This is a genomic window from Streptomyces sp. GQ60 (assembly GCF_059758875.1).
This window is the reverse complement of record NZ_JCAXEG010000003.1, coordinates 395,345-412,596: the sequence shown is the minus strand read 5'-3', so window position 1 is coordinate 412,596 and position 17,252 is coordinate 395,345. Positions and strand designations below refer to the sequence as shown.

Annotated in this window: 13 protein-coding genes and 1 riboswitch; of the genes, 9 read left to right on the top strand and 4 right to left on the bottom strand. The window is 72.3% G+C overall.

Annotated features, from left to right (window positions below):
• Nucleotides 1-83 precede the first annotated feature (83 nt).
• Nucleotides 84-1,148 (top strand): anthranilate phosphoribosyltransferase, encoded by a 1,065-nt coding sequence (gene trpD / locus AC6CKD_RS10525; protein WP_498326697.1) that lies wholly within the window; start codon nucleotides 84-86, stop codon nucleotides 1,146-1,148.
• A 160-nt stretch (nucleotides 1,149-1,308) separates the two neighbouring features.
• Nucleotides 1,309-1,425, top strand: a riboswitch (SAM riboswitch).
• Nucleotides 1,426-1,697: 272 nt separating this feature from the next.
• Nucleotides 1,698-3,113 carry an aminotransferase class V-fold PLP-dependent enzyme gene (locus AC6CKD_RS10520; RefSeq protein ID WP_498326696.1) on the top strand — a complete coding sequence of 472 codons (1,416 nt, stop codon included), beginning with the start codon at nucleotides 1,698-1,700 and terminating at the stop codon, nucleotides 3,111-3,113.
• Between the two features lie 189 nt (nucleotides 3,114-3,302).
• On the opposite strand, the gene AC6CKD_RS10515 is transcribed toward AC6CKD_RS10520, so the two are convergent.
• The 3 genes from AC6CKD_RS10515 to AC6CKD_RS10505 form a co-directional block, all read right to left on the bottom strand.
• Complete coding sequence (locus AC6CKD_RS10515; RefSeq protein ID WP_328925285.1) at nucleotides 3,303-3,584, bottom strand: Lrp/AsnC family transcriptional regulator; 282 nt, start codon at nucleotides 3,582-3,584, stop codon at nucleotides 3,303-3,305.
• 71 nt (nucleotides 3,585-3,655) lie between these two features.
• Nucleotides 3,656-5,656, bottom strand: a complete 2,001-nt coding sequence (locus tag AC6CKD_RS10510) for a zinc ribbon domain-containing protein (protein ID WP_498326694.1) — start codon at nucleotides 5,654-5,656, stop codon at nucleotides 3,656-3,658.
• A 59-nt stretch (nucleotides 5,657-5,715) separates the two neighbouring features.
• The gene (locus tag AC6CKD_RS10505; protein ID WP_498326692.1) at nucleotides 5,716-6,453 is read right to left on the bottom strand and encodes a rhomboid family intramembrane serine protease; all 738 of its coding nucleotides are present in this window, start codon (nucleotides 6,451-6,453) and stop codon (nucleotides 5,716-5,718) included.
• Nucleotides 6,454-6,594: 141 nt separating this feature from the next.
• Between AC6CKD_RS10505 and AC6CKD_RS10500 the strand changes: the two genes are divergently transcribed.
• The 7 genes from AC6CKD_RS10500 (at nucleotide 6,595) to AC6CKD_RS10470 (ending at nucleotide 15,309) form a co-directional block, all read left to right on the top strand.
• Complete coding sequence (locus tag AC6CKD_RS10500) at nucleotides 6,595-6,834, top strand: hypothetical protein (protein WP_008738811.1); 240 nt, start codon at nucleotides 6,595-6,597, stop codon at nucleotides 6,832-6,834.
• Between the two features lie 40 nt (nucleotides 6,835-6,874).
• Entirely contained in the window at nucleotides 6,875-8,236 is a 1,362-nt protein-coding gene (locus AC6CKD_RS10495) for an NYN domain-containing protein (RefSeq protein WP_498326954.1), read from the top strand.
• A 254-nt stretch (nucleotides 8,237-8,490) separates the two neighbouring features.
• Nucleotides 8,491-9,522, top strand: coding sequence for a C40 family peptidase (locus AC6CKD_RS10490; RefSeq protein ID WP_498326691.1), 1,032 nt, complete (start codon nucleotides 8,491-8,493; stop codon nucleotides 9,520-9,522).
• A 250-nt stretch (nucleotides 9,523-9,772) separates the two neighbouring features.
• Complete coding sequence (locus tag AC6CKD_RS10485; protein WP_498326690.1) at nucleotides 9,773-10,825, top strand: C40 family peptidase; 1,053 nt, start codon at nucleotides 9,773-9,775, stop codon at nucleotides 10,823-10,825.
• An 87-nt stretch (nucleotides 10,826-10,912) separates the two neighbouring features.
• The gene (locus AC6CKD_RS10480; protein WP_498326689.1) at nucleotides 10,913-12,112 is read left to right on the top strand and encodes a hypothetical protein; all 1,200 of its coding nucleotides are present in this window, start codon (nucleotides 10,913-10,915) and stop codon (nucleotides 12,110-12,112) included.
• A gap of 206 nt (nucleotides 12,113-12,318) precedes the next feature.
• A complete protein-coding gene (locus tag AC6CKD_RS10475) occupies nucleotides 12,319-13,461 on the top strand; it encodes a glycosyltransferase family 4 protein (RefSeq protein WP_498326687.1) in 1,143 nt (380 codons plus the stop codon).
• A gap of 234 nt (nucleotides 13,462-13,695) precedes the next feature.
• Nucleotides 13,696-15,309: a GMC oxidoreductase gene (locus AC6CKD_RS10470; RefSeq protein WP_498326686.1), complete on the top strand. Its 1,614-nt coding sequence runs from the start codon at nucleotides 13,696-13,698 to the stop codon at nucleotides 15,307-15,309.
• Nucleotides 15,310-15,361: 52 nt separating this feature from the next.
• On the opposite strand, the gene AC6CKD_RS10465 is transcribed toward AC6CKD_RS10470, so the two are convergent.
• On the bottom strand, nucleotides 15,362-17,158 hold the full coding sequence (locus tag AC6CKD_RS10465; protein ID WP_498326684.1) for an AMP-dependent synthetase/ligase: 1,797 nt from the start codon (nucleotides 17,156-17,158) through the stop codon (nucleotides 15,362-15,364).
• Nucleotides 17,159-17,252: the final 94 nt, after the last annotated feature.

Below are 17,252 nucleotides of genomic sequence, written 5' to 3'. Positions count from 1 at the left end.
GGCTCTTTGCCGTCCCCGGCGCTGGATAGGCTGAAGCCCTTCCCATTCGACGTGGAATCCCCCACGAGCAGCAGGAGCGGACCATGAACCTGGTGACCCCGGCAGGCGGCGACAGCGTGGCGGCCCGCGGTTGGCCGGGCGTTCTGGACGCCCTGCTGTCCGGCCGGGACCTCGGCGCCGACGACACGGCCTGGGCCATGGACCGGATCATGCGCGGGGAGGCCACCGACGCCCAGATCGCCGGGTTCGCCGTCGCGCTGCGGGCCAAGGGGGAGACCGTGGCCGAGATCAACGGCCTGGTCCGCGCCATGTACGAACACGCCAACCTGATCGAGGTGCCGGGCCGGACGGTGGACATCGTCGGCACCGGCGGCGACGGGGCCAAGACGGTCAACATCTCCACGATGTCGGCCATCGTGGTGGCCGGTACGGGTGCCAAGGTCGTCAAGCACGGCAACCGGGCCGCGTCCTCCGCGAGCGGCTCCTCGGACGTGCTGGAGAAGCTGGGCGTCAACCTCGACCTCACCCCCGCACGGGTCGTGGAGGTGGCCGAGGAAGCCGGGATCACCTTCTGCTTCGCGGTCAAGTTCCACCCCGCGCTGCGGCACGTGGCCGCGGCCCGCCGGGAGCTCGGCATCCGGACCACCTTCAACTTCCTCGGCCCGCTCACCAACCCGGCGCGGGTCCGGGCGCAGGCCACCGGCGTGGCCGACGCGCGGGTGGCCCCGATCGTCGCGGGGGTCCTGGCGGAGCGGGGCTCCTCGGCACTGGTATTCCGCGGTGACGACGGGCTCGACGAGCTCACCACCACGGCGACCTCCCGGGTCTGGTGGGTCCGCGACGGCGAGGTCAGGGAGCAGGGCTTCGACCCGCGCGACATCGGCATCCCGCTGGTGGACGTCTCCGCGCTGGCCGGCGCGGACGCCTCGTTCAACGCGGACGTGGCCCGCCGGCTGCTGGCCGGCGAGACCGGTCCGGTCCGCGACGCGGTGCTCCTGAACTCGGCGGCGGCCCTGGTCGCGTTGGACCCGGGCCCGGGCACCCTGGAGGAGCAGCTCGCAGCCGGTGTCGTACGGGCGGCGGAGTCGGTGGACTCGGGATCGGCTCGCGAGGCGCTGGCACGCTGGGTGGCGGCGAGCAACGCGTAGCCGTCCCCGTCCCCCCGTCCCCCCGTCCCCGTCCCCCCGTCCCCGTCCCCGTCCCCGTCCCCGTTTTCGACGGGATCCGGCCAAGATCCAGCCCTGACCCCGGTCCGCCATGTGGACCGGGGTCTTGCGTTCGGAAGATCGTGTGGCAGGATTCTCCTCAGGTCACGAGTGACAGCGTTTAGGCCCCGGCTTGCTGTCCGGCAACCCTCCTTCCGTGGCGGGGTGCCCCGGGTGATGACCAGGTCGTAGGCAGTGAGGTCTACGGCAAGCGCGGATCCCTCACACTCTCATCGGGGTGCTGGGCCAGGGGTCCTGGTCTCTCGAGGAGCGTTTCCGTGAGCAAGCGAATGCGATAGGGCGAGTCCGCCCCTTCTTCTCCCCTCGGAACAGGGTCACTTCCGCGTACCCGCAGGACACCTGCGGCAGCACATCCGTGTGCGGCGGCCGATCCGCGTTCCGGGGCACTCCCGTACCCCGAACGGCCGCAGCGCCGTATCCGCGTACGGGCACACCGAAGCCATTCAGACCTGCCTGCCGGGAGATACCGCCATGTCCGCAACCCTGAACGCCACCGCCACCGCGACCACCGCTGCCGCCGTCGACCCCGCCTGTGCCGAGCCGCTGGCGGTCCTCGGCCGCGAGGTCACCGTGCCGCTCGTCACCGGCGGCGAGGTCACCTACGCCGCCCTCGACTACGCGGCCAGCGCCCCCGCGCTGCAGCGGGTCTGGGACGACGTGGCCGCGTACGCCCCGTACTACGGCAGCGTCCACCGCGGCGCCGGGTACCTCTCGCAGCTCTCCACCGACCTTTTCGAGCAGAGCCGCGTCACGGTCGCCGAGTTCCTCGACTGCCGCCCATCCGACCAGGTGGTCTTCACCCGGTCCACCACCGACTCCCTCAACCTGCTCGCCGCCGTGCTCCCGGCCGACTGCCAGGTCTTCGTCTTCGAGACCGAGCACCACGCCTCGCTGCTCCCGTGGACGAACGCGCAGGTCACCTACCTCAACGCCCCCCGCACCCCGGACGAGGCCGTCGCCACCCTGGAGCGCGCCCTCGCCGACCGCACCGCAGCGATCGAAGAGGGCTACGGCCCGGCGCTGGTCTGCGTCACCGGAGCCTCCAACGTCACCGGCGAGCTGTGGCCCGTCAAGGAACTCGCCGCCGCCGCGCACGCCCACGGCGCCCGCATCGTCCTGGACGCCGCCCAGCTGGCCCCGCACCACCCCGTCTCGGTCCAGGACCTCGACGTGGACTGGGTCGCCTTCTCCGGTCACAAGCTCTACGCCCCCTTCGGCTCGGGCGTGCTCGCCGGCCGCGCGGACTGGCTGCAGGAGGCGGACCCGTACCTCGCCGGCGGCGGCGCCTCCCGCAAGGTGACGCGACGCGTCAGCGGGGAGGATGCCGGCGGCGTGGACGTCGAGTGGCACACCAGTGCCGCCCGCCACGAGGCCGGCTCCCCGAACGTCATCGGCGTCTACTCCATCGCCTCCGCCTGCAAGGCGCTGAACGAGGCCGGCTTCGAGAACCTCGTCGCCCGCGAGCAGCGCCTCGTCGCCAAGGTCCGCGAAGGCCTCGCCGAGGTCCCCGCCGTCCGCGTCCTGTCCCTCTTCGGCGACGAGGCCCCGCGGGTCGGCGTCATCTCCTTCGTGGTGGACGGCTGGAACAGCTCGCACTTCGCGGCCGCGCTCTCCGCCGAGTACGGCATCGGCGTCCGCGACGGCCTGTTCTGCGCCCACCCGCTGGTCCGCACCCTGCTGGGCAGCGAGCCGCAGGCCCAGGGCGAGTGCGGAGCCCCGGAGGCGGCACCGGGGGAGCGGTCCCTGAACGCGATCCGCGTCAGCTTCGGCGCCGGCACCCCCGACGAGCACGTGGACCGCTTCGTCCGCGCGGTCAAGGAGCTCGTCGCGGACGGCGCCAAGTGGCGGTACCGCACCGAAGAGGGCCGCTGCGTCCCGGCCGTCTGAGAGGCCGCGGGGCATGACGTACCGGGACCCGATACCGACCGCCCGCGCCCTGGTGGGCGAGCCGCTGCCACGTTGAAGCGGCGCCCTGGTGAAAGACGACTGGTCCCTGTCGGCGCCGGACGGATGGGAGCGGCGGGACTGGCGGAGCGTGCCGGGCCCGGGACTGCGCCCCGGGCGTGCTCTGAACGGCTACGCGTCGAGGCCGATCGCGAAGGCCGCTTCCAGGTCGTGCTGGGAGTACGTGCGGAACGCCACGTGCGTGTCCGTCGCCTCCACGCCGGGGATCTTGCTGATGCGGCCCGGGATGATGTCGGCCAGGTTCTCGTGGCGGGCCACCCGGACCAGCGCGATGAGGTCGTAGGTACCCGTGACCGAGTAGACCTCGCTGACGCTTTCCAGCGCGGCGATGGCCTCGGCGATCTCGGGGATCCGGTCCACGCTGGTCTTGATGAGCACGATCGCGGTGATCACGGTTGGCTGTCTCCCTCGACGGCGCATTCAGTCAGGCACTGGTCGCCTCACTCTAAGACTTGATCCGTAAGTCACCAAAGGGTGAGCTGCGGACTGCACGCGGGGCGGGGACCGGGCTTCCCGGCGTGGCCGCGCAAGCGTGGCTCATCCGGGGTCGCTCGGTTCCGCTGTCCGGGGGTTCGGGGAGCAGTGGTCTCACGGCATTGCCGCGGGACTGCCACGCGACCCGGCCGCCGGAGCGGTTTCGGGCTCGGTGTGGTTGACTCCCGCAGCGCTTCTTCCAGCGCTTGCGCATAGGTGATCTGGGCATTCCTGGATGAGGTGGTGTCCAAGTACGCGGTTCTGGGGTCGTCCACGTCGGTGAAGCGGACGAACGCGGCCAGCGCGGCGGAGACTAGGTCCCGCTTGCCGGTGAGGCCGCACGCCGTGCAGTGGTGCTCGCGGTCCCGCAGGGTCTTGGAGACACGCTCGCCGCACAGGCAGTGCTGCGACAGGGCCGTTGACCAGGTGGAGGCCCGGACCAGCCGACCGCTGGCGGCCTCGCACTCGGCCTTGAGGGCGGAGATGAGCATGCCGGGTGTGGTCTGGGAGAGGCGTTTGCCCCACAGTCGGTACCAGGTGCGGATGTCGCAGTCCTCGACCACGAGTACGGGGCCGTGGGCGGCGATGATCTCGCGGGCCACCAGACGGGCGCGGTGGCGGCGGTGCTCGGCGGTAGACGTTGCCTGTTCGGCCTGGCGGGCGCGCTGCTCCCGGTAGTTGCCGGAGAGCCGGTCACGGCGGAACGCCTGCTTCGGGACCCCGTCGGAACGGGCGGCGCGGGCACCACCGGGCACGGTCACGGCCTTGGGCCGCAGACCCTTTTCGGCGCGCCGGGCGGCCTGCTTGACCTGCTTCTTCGACAGCCCGTACTGCGCGGCGTTCGTCGCACGACGGGAGCGCTCCAGCGCCCGCGCACGGTCCCGCCGCTTCTTCGCCTGCTTCTCCAACAGGACCCGCTCGGATTCGGTGAGCGTGATCTCGGTGGAGAGGGGCTTGCCTCCGGTGAGATCGGCGGGGAAGGAGACGACTGAGAGGTTGGAGACGTTGCCGTCCACCCCGCCGACACGGTCGAGCTGGGCGGCGCGGTCGCGCATGGCCCGTACGCCGAGTGCCGTGTAGCCAGGACCGAGGATCATCAGGTGCGCCTCGTACACCCATCCGCCAGGTGCGGACGACTTCCGGCGGCGGACGAGGTCCACCTTGTGCCAGCGGCCAGGGCTGGAGAGGAAGTGCTGCACGCGCTTCCCCTGGCCTGCACCTTGGGGGATGCGGACGGGGAGTACGAGGTCACCGCGCTTACTGTCGGGGCCTGAGGTGAACACCACGGCGAGTGGACCGGTGTGGTCCCACCACGTCGCCTTACGGGTGGCGGGCTTGCCCGAGGCAGTGACCTTGCCGGTGGGCACACGGACGCCGGGCACGGTGGGTTTGGGCATCCGCCGGGGCTGTGTCAGCGGGTGCTGGCCGCCGTCGGTGTAGGCCATGGAGTGGCCGTGGAGGGTGCCGACCAGGCGGAAGGTTTCCCACTTGTTCTCAGTGGTGTGGGAGCGGGCGCGTCCAGGGATGCGGGTGAAGTCGTGCCAGTTGCCGGCCTTCGGGCGACCGAAGCGCTGGCCGGTGGCGTCGGGGAACAGGTGACGCTGCACCCCGTTCCAGACCTCATCGGCCATGTGCATGGCCAAGGCCTTGCTAGCGTGGTGCTTGAGGTGTCCCGACTCCTCCAAGTGCTTGTATGCACTGCGCTCCAGGCCCTCACGGGACAGGCCCAGGCGCCGTCGGGCGGACTTGCCCTTGTCGCGCTCGCGTTCATGCTTCGCGGCCCAATAGGCGCCCACCTTGGCACGGGCATCCCGCTGGACGGCGCGTTTGACCGACCACATTGCCCTGAACAGCTTCTCCAGTCGGGCCAGCTCAGAGGGGTCGGTGACGGCCAGCGGCAGCACCATCACCGACACGACCCCATTGGCGGGCTTGGTCCACTTCAGGGCCTTGTTCTTCCCCCGGGACGTGCGCGTGTGATCAGCCTGCAATCACCGTCACCTCCATTCACGCACTCGTCGGGGACACGGAACGCTACGCGATTGTCTCGCTACAGCGTGTCCTCTTGAGGGAACTGCTCCCGAATCACGGAGCGCCCCTTAGCCTTGCGCCGGTAGCGGGCCCACGCGTACAGGAACCCGAGCGAGAAGCCCACCACGTGGGCCAGGTAGGCGACTCCGGGCCCGCTCGCCGCCCGGTGTGCCGCCAGCCACTGGAGGCCGAACCAGAACATCAGTACGATCCACGCCGGGAAGCGCAGCGGCAGGAAGAAGAGGAACGGGAACAGGCTCGTCACCCGGGCCTTGGGGAACAGGTACAGGAAGGCCCCCAGAACCGCGGAGATCGCCCCGGAGGCCCCGACCAGGGTCTGGTCGGAGGAGGCGTAGGCCGCCGCGTACGCCGCCAGGGCCAGGTAGCCCGTACAGACGTAGAAGCAGAGGAACCCGGCTCGGCCCATGCGCTGCTCCGTCATCGCCCCGAAGACGTAGAGGAAGAGCATGTTGCCGAGCAGGTGCAGCCAGCTCCCGTGCACGAACAGGGCCGTCAGCGGAGTGAGCAGGGCCCGGCCCGAGCCGGTGAACAGCTCGTCCGGGACCACGCCCCAGCGCCGGAAGTACGCCGTCCCCGTCTCCAGGAGCTGGTCGCCCGTCCCGTAGACCGGGTTCAGCCCCGACGCCGGGCTCAGTACGAACACCACGCAGCAGCCGGCGATCAGCGCGTGGGTGACCACCGGGCCCCGGGCAGCTTCGCGTACGGCCTGCCACCTTACGATCATGCGACCGAGCATGACCCAGCCGGGCCCACCCGCGGGTGCGGCAGGCCGTAGGGTTACGAGCTACGCACGCACGCACGTACCCGAGTACGACACGGGCGTGTGCGCCGCGTGCGACACGTACGCGATAGAAGGATAGAAGGAGAGAACGGCCTGATGACGGTTCCCCTGCCGACCGACACCACCCGGTGGCGCTGCACCCTGTGCGGCAACCTCACGCGTTTCGACGTCACCCGTTCGTCGAAGGTCGTGGAGTACGTCCACCTGGACCTCGCCGGGGAGCCCAAGGTCGAGGAGCGCGAGGTGGTCAATGAGACCATCGAGTCGGTGCGCTGCCGCTGGTGCAACGCTGTGGACCAGATCGAGCTCGTGGACAGGCCGGGCGCGGACTCCTGACGGAGCCCCGCCCGCAGGTGAATGACGGTAGGGGTGACGGATTGTGGAGCCAGCAAGCGGCGCTGAGCCGGCCGACGCCGGCGACGCCGCGGAGGTCCTCGACCGCCCGCTGCCGGAAGGCGTGCGGCGCCGGGTCGTCGCGCTCGTCTCCGACGCCTTCGGCGGGCTGACGGTCGCGGACCTCCCGGCGCAGCTGCGCCAGTACGCCCGGTTCACCCCGACCCGGCGCGCCAAGTTCGCGGGCAACGCCATGGCCACGGCCGTGGAGAGCGACCCCGTCTTCCGGGGCCGGGTCGCCGGGAAGCTCCGCGAGGCGCAGGCCGACCTGGCCGCCGCGCTGGAGTCCGGCGCCCCGCCCGCCGCCGCCGATCCGCTGGACGTGGCGGCCGCCGCGTACGTCCTGCGGCCGGCCGGCTGGGTCAAATTGGTCGCCGCCGCGGGCGAGGAGGCGCAGCGCGCCGACGCCGAGCGGGTCGACGAGGAGGCCCGGCGCGAGATGGAGCGGCTCCGCGAGGAGCTGGCCCACGTACGGGAACTGCAGCGCACGGGCGTCGACCAGGTGCGGGCCGAGCTGGACGCGGCCCGCAAGGAAGCGGAATCGCTTCAGCGCAAGCTGCGCAGCGCCCTGAGCGACGTCAAGCGGGGTGACGCCGCCCTGCGCAAGATCAATGCGGAGGTCGACGGCATCCGCGCCGAAGCGGCCGCCCAGGTGACCACCGCGGAGAGCGAGACCCGGCGGCTCAAGTCCCGCCTCGCGGAGGTGGAATCGGCGCTGGAGACTTCGCGCCGGGCCACCCGGGAGGGGCGCAGCATCGAGGACATGCGGTTGCGGCTGCTGCTGGACACCGTGCTGGACGCGGCCGCGGGACTGCGCCGGGAGCTGGCCCTGCCCCCGGTGTCCACGCGGCCCGCCGACACGGTGGAGGCGGTGGAGCCGGGCCGGATGACCCCGAAGGACATCGCGGCGCGCGCCCTGTCGGAGACCGATCCGGCGCTGCTGGACCAGTTGCTGGCGCTGCCCCAGGCCCATCTGGTGGTCGACGGCTACAACGTCACCAAGACCGGGTACCCGACGATGCCGCTGGAGAAGCAGCGGCTGCGGTTGCTGGGCGGGCTGTCGATGCTCGCCGCGCAGACGGGCGCCGAGATGACCTGTGTCTTCGACGGGGCGGAGCTGGCGGCCCCCGTGCTGCTCGCGCCGCCGCGCGGGGTGCGGGTCCTGTTCTCCAAGGCCGGGGTGACGGCGGACGAGCTGATCCGCCAGCTGGTGCGCGCCGAGCCGGCGGGCCGTCCGGTGGTCGTGGTCTCCACCGACCGCGAGGTCGCCGACGGGGTGGCCAAGGCCGGGGCGCGGCCCGTGGCGTCCGCCTTGCTGCTGAAGCGGCTTTCGCGCGTTTCGTAACTGCTGGGACATATGCCGGAATTGGCATGTGATCGGGGGGACGGACCGTCAAGCCGTCGGCACGGAGCGTGCACTGTAGGTAAAGATCCTGGTCGGACGGCGATTTTTTTGCCGACAGGATTTGAACTGATCACAGAAGGGTCACTAGGGTCAGTCAAACCTTCGTGCGGTAGTTCACTCATTCGGGGTGACAGCGAAGGTGTCGCCGAGTCTTGCGTTCTTTCGGCGGCTCTAGGAAGAAGGAGCTCGCCTTCGTGGCGTCCCACCGTCGACCCAAGCAGCCGACCCGCATGCGCACGACCGTGCTCGGAGTCACCGCGGCAGCCGCCGTGGTCCTCTCGGGGCAGGCCGCCCACGCCGCTCCCGCCAAGCCGAGCAAGGACGAGGTCAAGGCCAAGGTCGACGCCCTCTACGAAGAGGCGGAGCAGGCCACCGAGAAGTTCAACGGGGCCAAGGAGCGCCAGGACAAGCTCGAAACCGAGATCGGGCAGCTCCAGGACCAGGTCGCCCGCGGCCAGGAGGACCTCAACTCCCTCCGCGGTACGCTCGGTTCGATGGCCAGCGCCCAGTACCGCAGCGGCGGCATCGACCAGTCCCTCGCGCTCTTCCTCTCGGCGGACCCGGACAGCTACCTCGACAAGGCCTCCACGCTGGAGCAGCTCAGCGGTCAGCAGGTCGAAGCGGTCCAGAAGATCCAGGCCAAGCAGCGAACCCTCGCGCAGCAGCGCCAGGAGGCGGCGGGCAAGCTCACCGACCTCGACGCCACCCGCAAGGAGCTCGGCGAGAAGAAGAAGGCCTCCTCGGACAAGCTCGCCGAGGCCCAGGCCCTCCTCAACACCCTGACCGCCCAGGAGCGGGCGCAGATCAAGGACGAGGACAGCCGCGCCAGCCGCAGCGCCGGGGACCGCGTCCCCAACCTCGGCAGCGTGAAGCCTTCCGGCCGGGCCGGCGCCGCCCTCGCGGCCGCCCAGACCAAGGTCGGCAGCGCGTACATATCCGGGCACGAAGGCCCCAACTCGTTCGACTGCTCGGGTCTGACCCAGTGGGCGTACAAGCAGGCCGGCGTGAACATATCGCGCGTCACGTACACGCAGGCGAACGACGGCACCCGGATCGGCAAGAGCCAGCTCCAGCCCGGCGACCTGGTGCTGTTCTACGGCGACCTCCACCACATCGGCCTGTACGCGGGCAACAACATGGTGCTGCACGCCTCGAACCCGCGCGGCGGCGTGAAGTACGAATCGATCAACAACATGCCCTTCCAGTTCGGCGTGCGCGTCGGCTGACGCCCCCTCCGCCCAGGACCCGACCGGACGCGCCGCACACCGCCCATCCGGGCGAATTCCGAGGCCCCGCTCCGACCACACGCCCCGCCGGTGACCTGCGTCTCCGACGGGGCGTCACTGTGCGTGCCCGCCCGGGGTCGTTGGCCGGTGCCCTCCGGCGCCGCTACTGTCTGCCAGCGCGGAACCCCGGCACACGGCCGTCCACGGAGGGCGGACCCGGGTCCCGCTCAGCAGGAGGGAGCGGTTTCACGTGGCGTCCCATCGCCGGTCCGGGCCCAGCGCCCTCGACCGGAACACGAAGGTCACCGTCCTCACCGCCGCCGCGGCGGGAGCGGCGGTCGCCATGTCGGGCGCACCCGCCGGTGCGGCCCCCGGCCTCCCGCAGGAGCCCTCCGCGGGCACCCGCGCCCAGGTCGACCGGCTCTTCGAAGAGGCCGAACAGGCCACCGAGCGCTTCAACCAGGCGGGCGAGCGGGCCGGCCGGGTCCGCGCCGAAGTCGACCGGATCCAGGACGCCGTGGCCCGCGGGCAGGACCGCATCAACACCATGCGCGGGGTGCTCGGCGCCTACGCCGGAGCCCAGTACCGGGCCGGCGGCATCGACCCCGCCGTCGAGCTCATGCTCTCCGACGACCCGGACGACTACCTCGCCAAGGCCGCGGCCATCGACCGGCTGTCCGGCCGGCAGGCCCGGCAGCTCGACGAACTGCGCTCCGAGCAGCGCCGGCTCGGCCAGGAACGCGGGGAGGCCGCCCGCAAGCTCTCCGAACTCGACGCCCTGCGCGCCGACGTGGCCAAGGAGAAGCGGGCCGTCACCGCCAAGCTCGCCGCCGCCCGCCGGCTGCTGAACGCGATGCCCACGCAGGAGCGCGCCGACTTCGACCGGGCCTCGCGCTCCGGCGGCCGCCCCGAGGCCCTGCCCGAGCTGCCCGACCCCGCGGCCGCGGGGCCCTCCTCCGGGCGTGCCATGACCGCCGTGATGGCGGCCCGGTCCGCCGTCGGACGGCCCTACGTATGGGGTTCCACCGGGCCCTCCGGCTTCGACTGCTCCGGGCTGATGGTGTGGTCGTACCGGCAGGCGGGCGTCGCCCTGCCGCGCACCTCGCAGGCACAGCGGCACGCCGGGCGGCGGGTGTCGCTGTCGGAGGCGCGCCCGGGCGACCTGGTGACGTACCGCTCGGACGCCAGCCACGTGGGCATGTACGTCGGCAACGGCCAGGTGGTGCACGCGCCGTACCCGGGAGCGCGGGTGCGGTACGACCCGGTCGGGATGATGCCGGTCTCCTCGGTGACCCGGCCGTAGGTCCTCCCTTCGGATCCCGCCGGGCGGCGCGGCCCGGGAGAGATCCGATGGAGACGGCCCAAGGGCTGCCCTGCGTACGATCGGGTGATGCTCCCGGTCCTGGGCCGTCCTCCTCGCCGGCGCCCGCGCGCACTGCCGCTGGTGCTGCTCTGCGTGCTCCTGCTGTGGGTGCCGCTCGCCGGATGCGGCTCCGGTTCCGGCTCCGGTTCTCCTTCCGGTTCCGGTTCCGTGTCCGCCTCCGCGGGCCCTTCGGCCGACCCCGCCGAGCGGGACGTCCGGCGGGCCGTCGCCGACTGGTCGGCGGCCCCGCCCGCGGCCCTCGCGGCGATCCCGCTGGAGGGGTGGTCGTACGGGGTCTCCGCGGTCCGGGTGGACGGCGTACGGGCCTTCGCGCGCGCCGAGTTGCGCTACCGGCTCACCGGCTACGACGCCGCCCCGGCCGGCTCCGCCCGCGAGGTGGAGCTCGCCCGCGGCGGCGGCTCCTGGGCGGTGGTGGCCGACCGGCCCGCCCCGGGGGCCCTGCCGCAGCTGTGGGACCAGGGCCCGGTGTCCGTGGAGCGCGGGGCGCACGCCCTGGTGCTCGGCGGCGCCGGCCGGAGCGCGGGATCCCTCTCCGAGATCGCCGCCGAGGCCGACGAGGCGGTGCCCGCGGCGAGCGCGGCCTGGCCGCGGCCGTGGGCGGGCCGGGTGGTGGTGCTGGTCCCCGGCTCGCTGGACGCGATGGCGGCGCTGCTGGGGCGGCCCGCGGACGAGTACCGGGGCCTGGGCGCCGTCACCACCGGGCGGACCGGTGCGGGCCCCGCCCCCGCCGACCGGGTCGTGGTGAACCCGGAGGGGTACGGGCAGCTCACGGCGGAGGGCCGCCAGGTGATCCTGACCCACGAGACCACGCACGTGGCCACCCGGGCGGTGACCACCGCCCGGACCCCGCTCTGGCTCTCCGAGGGCTTCGCGGACTGGGCCGCGTACCGCGACAGCGGCCGCACCCCGGCCGAGGCCGCGCCCGCCCTCGCCCGCGCGGTGCGCGGGGGCGACCTGCCGGCCGCTCTCCCGCAGCCCGGGGCCTTCGCCTTCGGCGGGGACGCGGACGCGCTGGCGCGGGCCTACGAGGGCTCCTGGCTGGCCTGCCGCCTCATCGCCCGGCGGTGGGGGGAGGCGGCGCTGGTCTCCCTGTACGAGAAGTCCGGCTGGGAGTCCCTGCCGACGGCGGTGGCGGAGGCTCTCGGGACGGATCCCGCCGGCCTGACCCTGGCCTGGCAAGAGGCACTGCGCCGAGAGTTCCGCTAGCCCGGCACCGGCTCCGCCCGCCTCAAACGCCGGAGGGGCTGATTTCGCCCCGTCGGCCAGATCCAGCCCCGCCGGCGTTTGAGGCGCGGGGTCTGGGGCGGAGCCCCAGGAGCCCCCGGCGCAGCCCGGTTCCACGGCTCCGAGCCCCCGGCGCCGCCGCCCGCGCACCGCCCCGCAGGGCCCCGCTCCGGTAGGGTCGGCAGGCGATGGACAAGACGCTGATCGTGACCAACGACTTCCCGCCGCGGCCGGGGGGCATCCAGGCATTCCTGCACAACATGGCGCTGCGCCTGGACCCCGACCGGGTCGTGGTCTACGCCTCCACCTGGAAGCACTCGGCCGAGGCCCGCGCCGCCACCGCCGCCTTCGACGCGGAGCAGCCCTTCCAGGTGGTCCGCGACCGCACGACGATGCTGCTGCCGACCCCCAGGGTCACCCGCCGGGCCGTGGGCCTGCTGCGCGAACACGGCTGCTCGTCGGTGTGGTTCGGTGCCGCGGCCCCACTGGGCCTGATGGGCCCCGCGCTGCGCAGGGCCGGTGCGCGCCGGATCGTGGCGACCACGCACGGGCACGAGGCGGGCTGGGCGCAGCTCCCCGGCGCGCGTCAGTTGCTGCGGCGCATCGGCGAGGGCACGGACACCCTGACGTATCTGGGGGAGTACACGCGTTCGCGGATCGCCCCGGCCCTGACGGAGCGTGCGGCGGCGCGCATGACGCAGCTCCCGCCGGGGGTGGACGAGAAGACCTTCCACCCGGGGTCGGGCGGCGCGGAGGTCCGGGCGAGGCTGGGCCTGACGGACCGGCCGGTGGTCGTCTGCGTCTCGCGGCTGGTCCCCCGCAAGGGCCAGGACACGCTGATCGAGGCGATGCCGCGGATCCTGGCGGCGCTGCCCGACGCCGTCCTGCTGATCGTGGGCGGCGGCCCCTACGAGGCCGACCTGCGGGCACTGGCCGGCTCGACCGGGGTCGCGGAGTCCGTCGTCTTCACGGGCGCGGTCCCGTGGTCCGAACTGCCCGCCCACTACGGGGCCGGCGACGTCTTCGCGATGCCCTGCCGGACCCGGCGCGGCGGGCTGGACGTGGAGGGCCTCGGCATCGTCTACCTGGAGGCCTCCGCCACGGGGCTGCCGGTGATCGCCGGAGACTCCGGCGGCGCCCCGGACGCGGTACTGGACGGGGAGACGGGCTGGGTGGTCCGCGGCGGCGCCCCGGCCGAGGCCGCGGACCGCATCGTGACCCTGCTCCGGGACCCGGCCCTGCGGGCACGCATGGGCGAGCGCGGCCGGGCCTGGGTCGAGGAGAAGTGGCGCTGGGACCTGCTGGCGGAACGGCTGCGCGAGCTGCTGTAGTTCGCGTCCGCAGTCCGCGTCCGCAGGGCGGCCACCCGCCGTGCACGACGTCCGGGGTCCCCTTTCCGTACGGAGGGGGGATTATCGCTCCCGAGGGGCCGATCGCGGGCAGAGTCGATCAAACCGCACGGGCCGGGGCGGGCCTGTCTAGGGTCGAGCCATGTCTGACTGTCACTCAGAAGCGTGTCAGTGCGGGTTATGGCCGGTTGAGCGGAATCCGCTCATGATGCGGCCATGACACCAAACCTGACACGCCGTCATGTTCTCGGTCTCGGCGCCCTCCAGACCGCGGCGGCCCTCGGTTTCACCCGGATCGGCTTGCAGTCCGCGGCCGCGGCCGAGCCCGCGGCCGCGACGTACGCCCCGGCCATCGTCGTCGGCTCCGGCTACGGATCCGCCGTGGCCGCGCTCCGCCTCGGGCAGGCCGGCGTGCGGACCGTCGTCCTGGAGATGGGCCGGCTCTGGGACACCCCCGGCGCCGACGGGAAGGTCTTCCCCGCCACCTCCGCCCCCGACCAGCGCTCGATGTGGTTCCGCAACCGCACCGAGGCCCCGCTCGCCCAGTTCCTCTGGCTGGACGTGGTCAACCGCAACATCAGCCCGTACCCCGGCGTCCTGGACCGGGTGAACTACGGCGACATGTCGGTGTACGTGGGGCGCGGCGTCGGCGGTGGCTCCCTGGTCAACGGCGGTATGGCACCCACGCCGAAGCGCTCGTACTTCACCGAGGTCATGCCCCGGGTGGACGCCGACGAGATGTACGGCACCTACTACCCCCGGGCCCGCGCCATGCTCGGGGTCAACGACATCGACCCGGCCTGGTTCGAGTCCACGGAGTGGTACCGGTTCGCCCGCGTCTCCCGCAGGCACGCCCAGAAGACCGGGCTGAAGACCACCTTCGTCCCCAACGTCTACGACTTCGAGTACATGAAGCGCGAGGCCGCCGGGACCGCCGCCAAGTCCGCCCTCGCCGGCGAGGTCATCTACGGCAACAACCACGGCAAGAAGAGCGTGGACAAGACCTACCTCGCCGCCGCCCTGGGCACCGGGAACGTCACCATCGAGACCATGCAGCGGGTGGTCGGCGTACGGCAGGACCCGGCCGGCGGCTACGTCCTGACCGTCCGGACCAGCGACCTCGCCGGCCGCGTCACCCACGTCCGCGAACTGGGCTGCAAACAGCTCTTCCTCGGCGCCGGCAGTCTCGGCACCACCGAGATCCTGCTGCGCGCCCGTGAGACCGGCACCCTGCCCGCGCTCAGCGACAAGGTGGGCCTCGGCTGGGGCCCCAACGGCAACGTCATGACCGCCCGCGCCAACCACCTGTGGGACACGGTCGGCGCCCACCAGGCCACCATGCCCGCCCTGGGCATCGACGACTGGGACAACGCCTCGAACCCGGTCTTCGCCGAGATCGCCCCGCTCCCGATGGGGTTCGAGCACTGGATCTCGATGTACCTGGCCATCACCAAGAATCCGGAGCGCGGGCACTTCACCTACGACGCCGCCAGCGACTCGGCGAAGCTCCAGTGGACCCGGGCGCAGAACGCCCCGTCCGTCCAGTCCGCGAAGCGGCTCTTCGACCGGATCAACCGGGCCAACTTCACCATCTACCGCTACGACCTCTTCGGCGACAACAGGAACTTCGCCGACAACTTCACCTACCACCCGCTGGGCGGCTGCGTCCTCGGGGACGCGACCGACGACTTCGGCCGGGTCAAGGGCTACCAGGGCCTCTACGTCACCGACAGCTCGCTGATCCCCGGGTCGCTCGGCGTGAACCCCTTCGTGACCGTCACCGCCCTGGCGGAACGGAACATGGAGAGGGTCCTCGCCGACCCGCGCTGACCGGCGGCCTCCGGCCGCGGGGCCGGCTCCCGCCGACCCCGGGAATCCGTCCCTAGCCCCGGTAGAGGGCTTCGATCTCGTCCGCGAAGTCCTTCGCCACCACATTCCGCTTCAGCTTCAGCGAAGGCGTGATGTGCCCGGACTCCTCCGTGAACTGGGAGGGCAGAATGCGGAATTTCCGCACCGATTCCGCCTTGGAAACCGCCGCGTTGCCGTCGTCCACCGCCTGCTGGACGGCGGCGACGAGATCCGCGTCCTCGCGCAGCTGGGCCGCCGTCGCACCGGCCGGCTTGCCGTGTTCCGCGGCCCACCGGCCCAGGAACTCCTCGTCGATGGTGACCAGCGCGGCCACGAACGGGCGCGCGTCGCCGACCACCATGCACTCCGCGACCAGCGCGTGCGCGCGGATCCGGTCCTCGATCACGGCGGGTGCCACGTTCTTGCCGCCCGCCGTGACGATGAGCTCCTTCTTGCGCCCGGTGATCGCCAGGTAGCCGTCCTCGTCGAGCGTTCCGACGTCGCCGGTGTGGAACCAGCCGTCGGTCAGCGCGTCGGCGGTGGCCGTCGGGTTGTTCCAGTACTCCTTGAAGATGTGCTCGCCGTGGAGCAGCACCTCGCCGTCGTCGGCGATGCGCACCACGGAGCCCGGGAGCGGCTGGCCGACCGTACCGATCTTCGTCTTGTCCCACGGGTTGAAGGCCGTGGCCGCGCAGGATTCGGTCAGGCCGTAGCCCTCCAGCACCGTGAAGCCGATGCCGCGGTAGAAGTGGCCGAGCCGCTCGCCCAGCGGGGCCCCGCCGGAGATCGCGTACTCGCCGCGCCCGCCGAGCACCGTGTGCAGCTTGCTGTAGACCAGCTTGGAGAAGACCTTGTGCTTGAGCTTGAGCGCGAGGGACGGCCCGCCCGGCAGGTCCAGCGCGCGGCTGTACGCGATCGCCGTCTCGGCCGCCGCGTCGAAGATCCTGCCCTTGCCGTCGGCCTGGGCCTTGGCGCGGGCCGAGTTGTAGACCTTCTCGAAGACGCGCGGCACGCCGAGGATGAGCGTGGGCCGGAAGGACTGCAGCTCGTCGGTGAGGTTCTTGATGTCCGGTACGCAGCCCAGCCGGATCGGCGCCAGCACGGCCGCCACCTCCACCAGGCGGCCGAACACGTGCGCGGCCGGCAGGAAGAGCAGCACGGAGCACTCGCCGGTCCGGAAGAGCGGACGCAGCCGGGCCACGACGTTCCCGCACTCGGCGAAGAAGCTGCGGTGGGTCAGCACGCAGCCCTTGGGGCGGCCGGTGGTGCCGGAGGTGTAGACGATGGTGGCCGGGTCGTCGGCGCCCGCGAGCGCGCTGCGCTCGTCGACCTCGGCGTCGGAGATTTCGGCGCCCGCCGCCTTCAGCGTCTCCAGGGCGCCCTGCTCGATCTCCCAGACCTCGCGCAGCTCCGGCAGCCGGTCGCGCAGCGCGGCCACGACCGCGGCGTGCCCGGGGGACTCCACGACGACGGCGACGGCGCCGGAGTCGCCGAGGATCCACTGGATCTGCTCGGGGGAGCTGGTCTCGTACACGGGGACCGTGACGGCGCCCGCGCTCCAGATCGCGAAGTCGATCAGCACCCACTCGTAGCGGGTGCGGGAGATCAGGGCGACCCGGTCGCCGGGCCGGATGCCGGCCGCGATCAGGCCCTTCGCCGCGGCACGGACCTCGGCCAGGAACTGGGTCGCGGTGACGTCCTGCCACGCGCCGCCGACCTTGCGGGCCATGACGGCGGTGTCGGGATGCTGAGCGGCGTTGCGGCGGATGAGATCCGTCAGGTTCCCGTCCGACGGGACCTCGTACAGGGCCGGAAGGCTGAACTCGCGCAAGACTGCTGCTCCTCTGGGCGCCATCGCCACCATGTGGACCGACCGGACGTTACCCACCGGTAGTGGGTTCCGGATAGAGGGAACCGGCCAGATG

Bases quoted from the DNA above. Each gene is read 5' to 3' on its own strand.
- trpD (WP_498326697.1), top strand. From the start codon at position 84: ATGAACCTGGTGACCCCGGCAGGCGGCGACAGCGTGGCGGCCCGCGGT.
- AC6CKD_RS10520 (WP_498326696.1), top strand. From the start codon at position 1,698: ATGTCCGCAACCCTGAACGCCACCGCCACCGCGACCACCGCTGCCGCC.
- AC6CKD_RS10505 (WP_498326692.1), bottom strand. From the start codon at position 6,453: ATGCTCGGTCGCATGATCGTAAGGTGGCAGGCCGTACGCGAAGCTGCC.
- AC6CKD_RS10500 (WP_008738811.1), top strand. From the start codon at position 6,595: ATGACGGTTCCCCTGCCGACCGACACCACCCGGTGGCGCTGCACCCTG.
- AC6CKD_RS10480 (WP_498326689.1), top strand. From the start codon at position 10,913: ATGCTCCCGGTCCTGGGCCGTCCTCCTCGCCGGCGCCCGCGCGCACTG.
- AC6CKD_RS10475 (WP_498326687.1), top strand. From the start codon at position 12,319: ATGGACAAGACGCTGATCGTGACCAACGACTTCCCGCCGCGGCCGGGG.
- AC6CKD_RS10470 (WP_498326686.1), top strand. From the start codon at position 13,696: ATGACACCAAACCTGACACGCCGTCATGTTCTCGGTCTCGGCGCCCTC.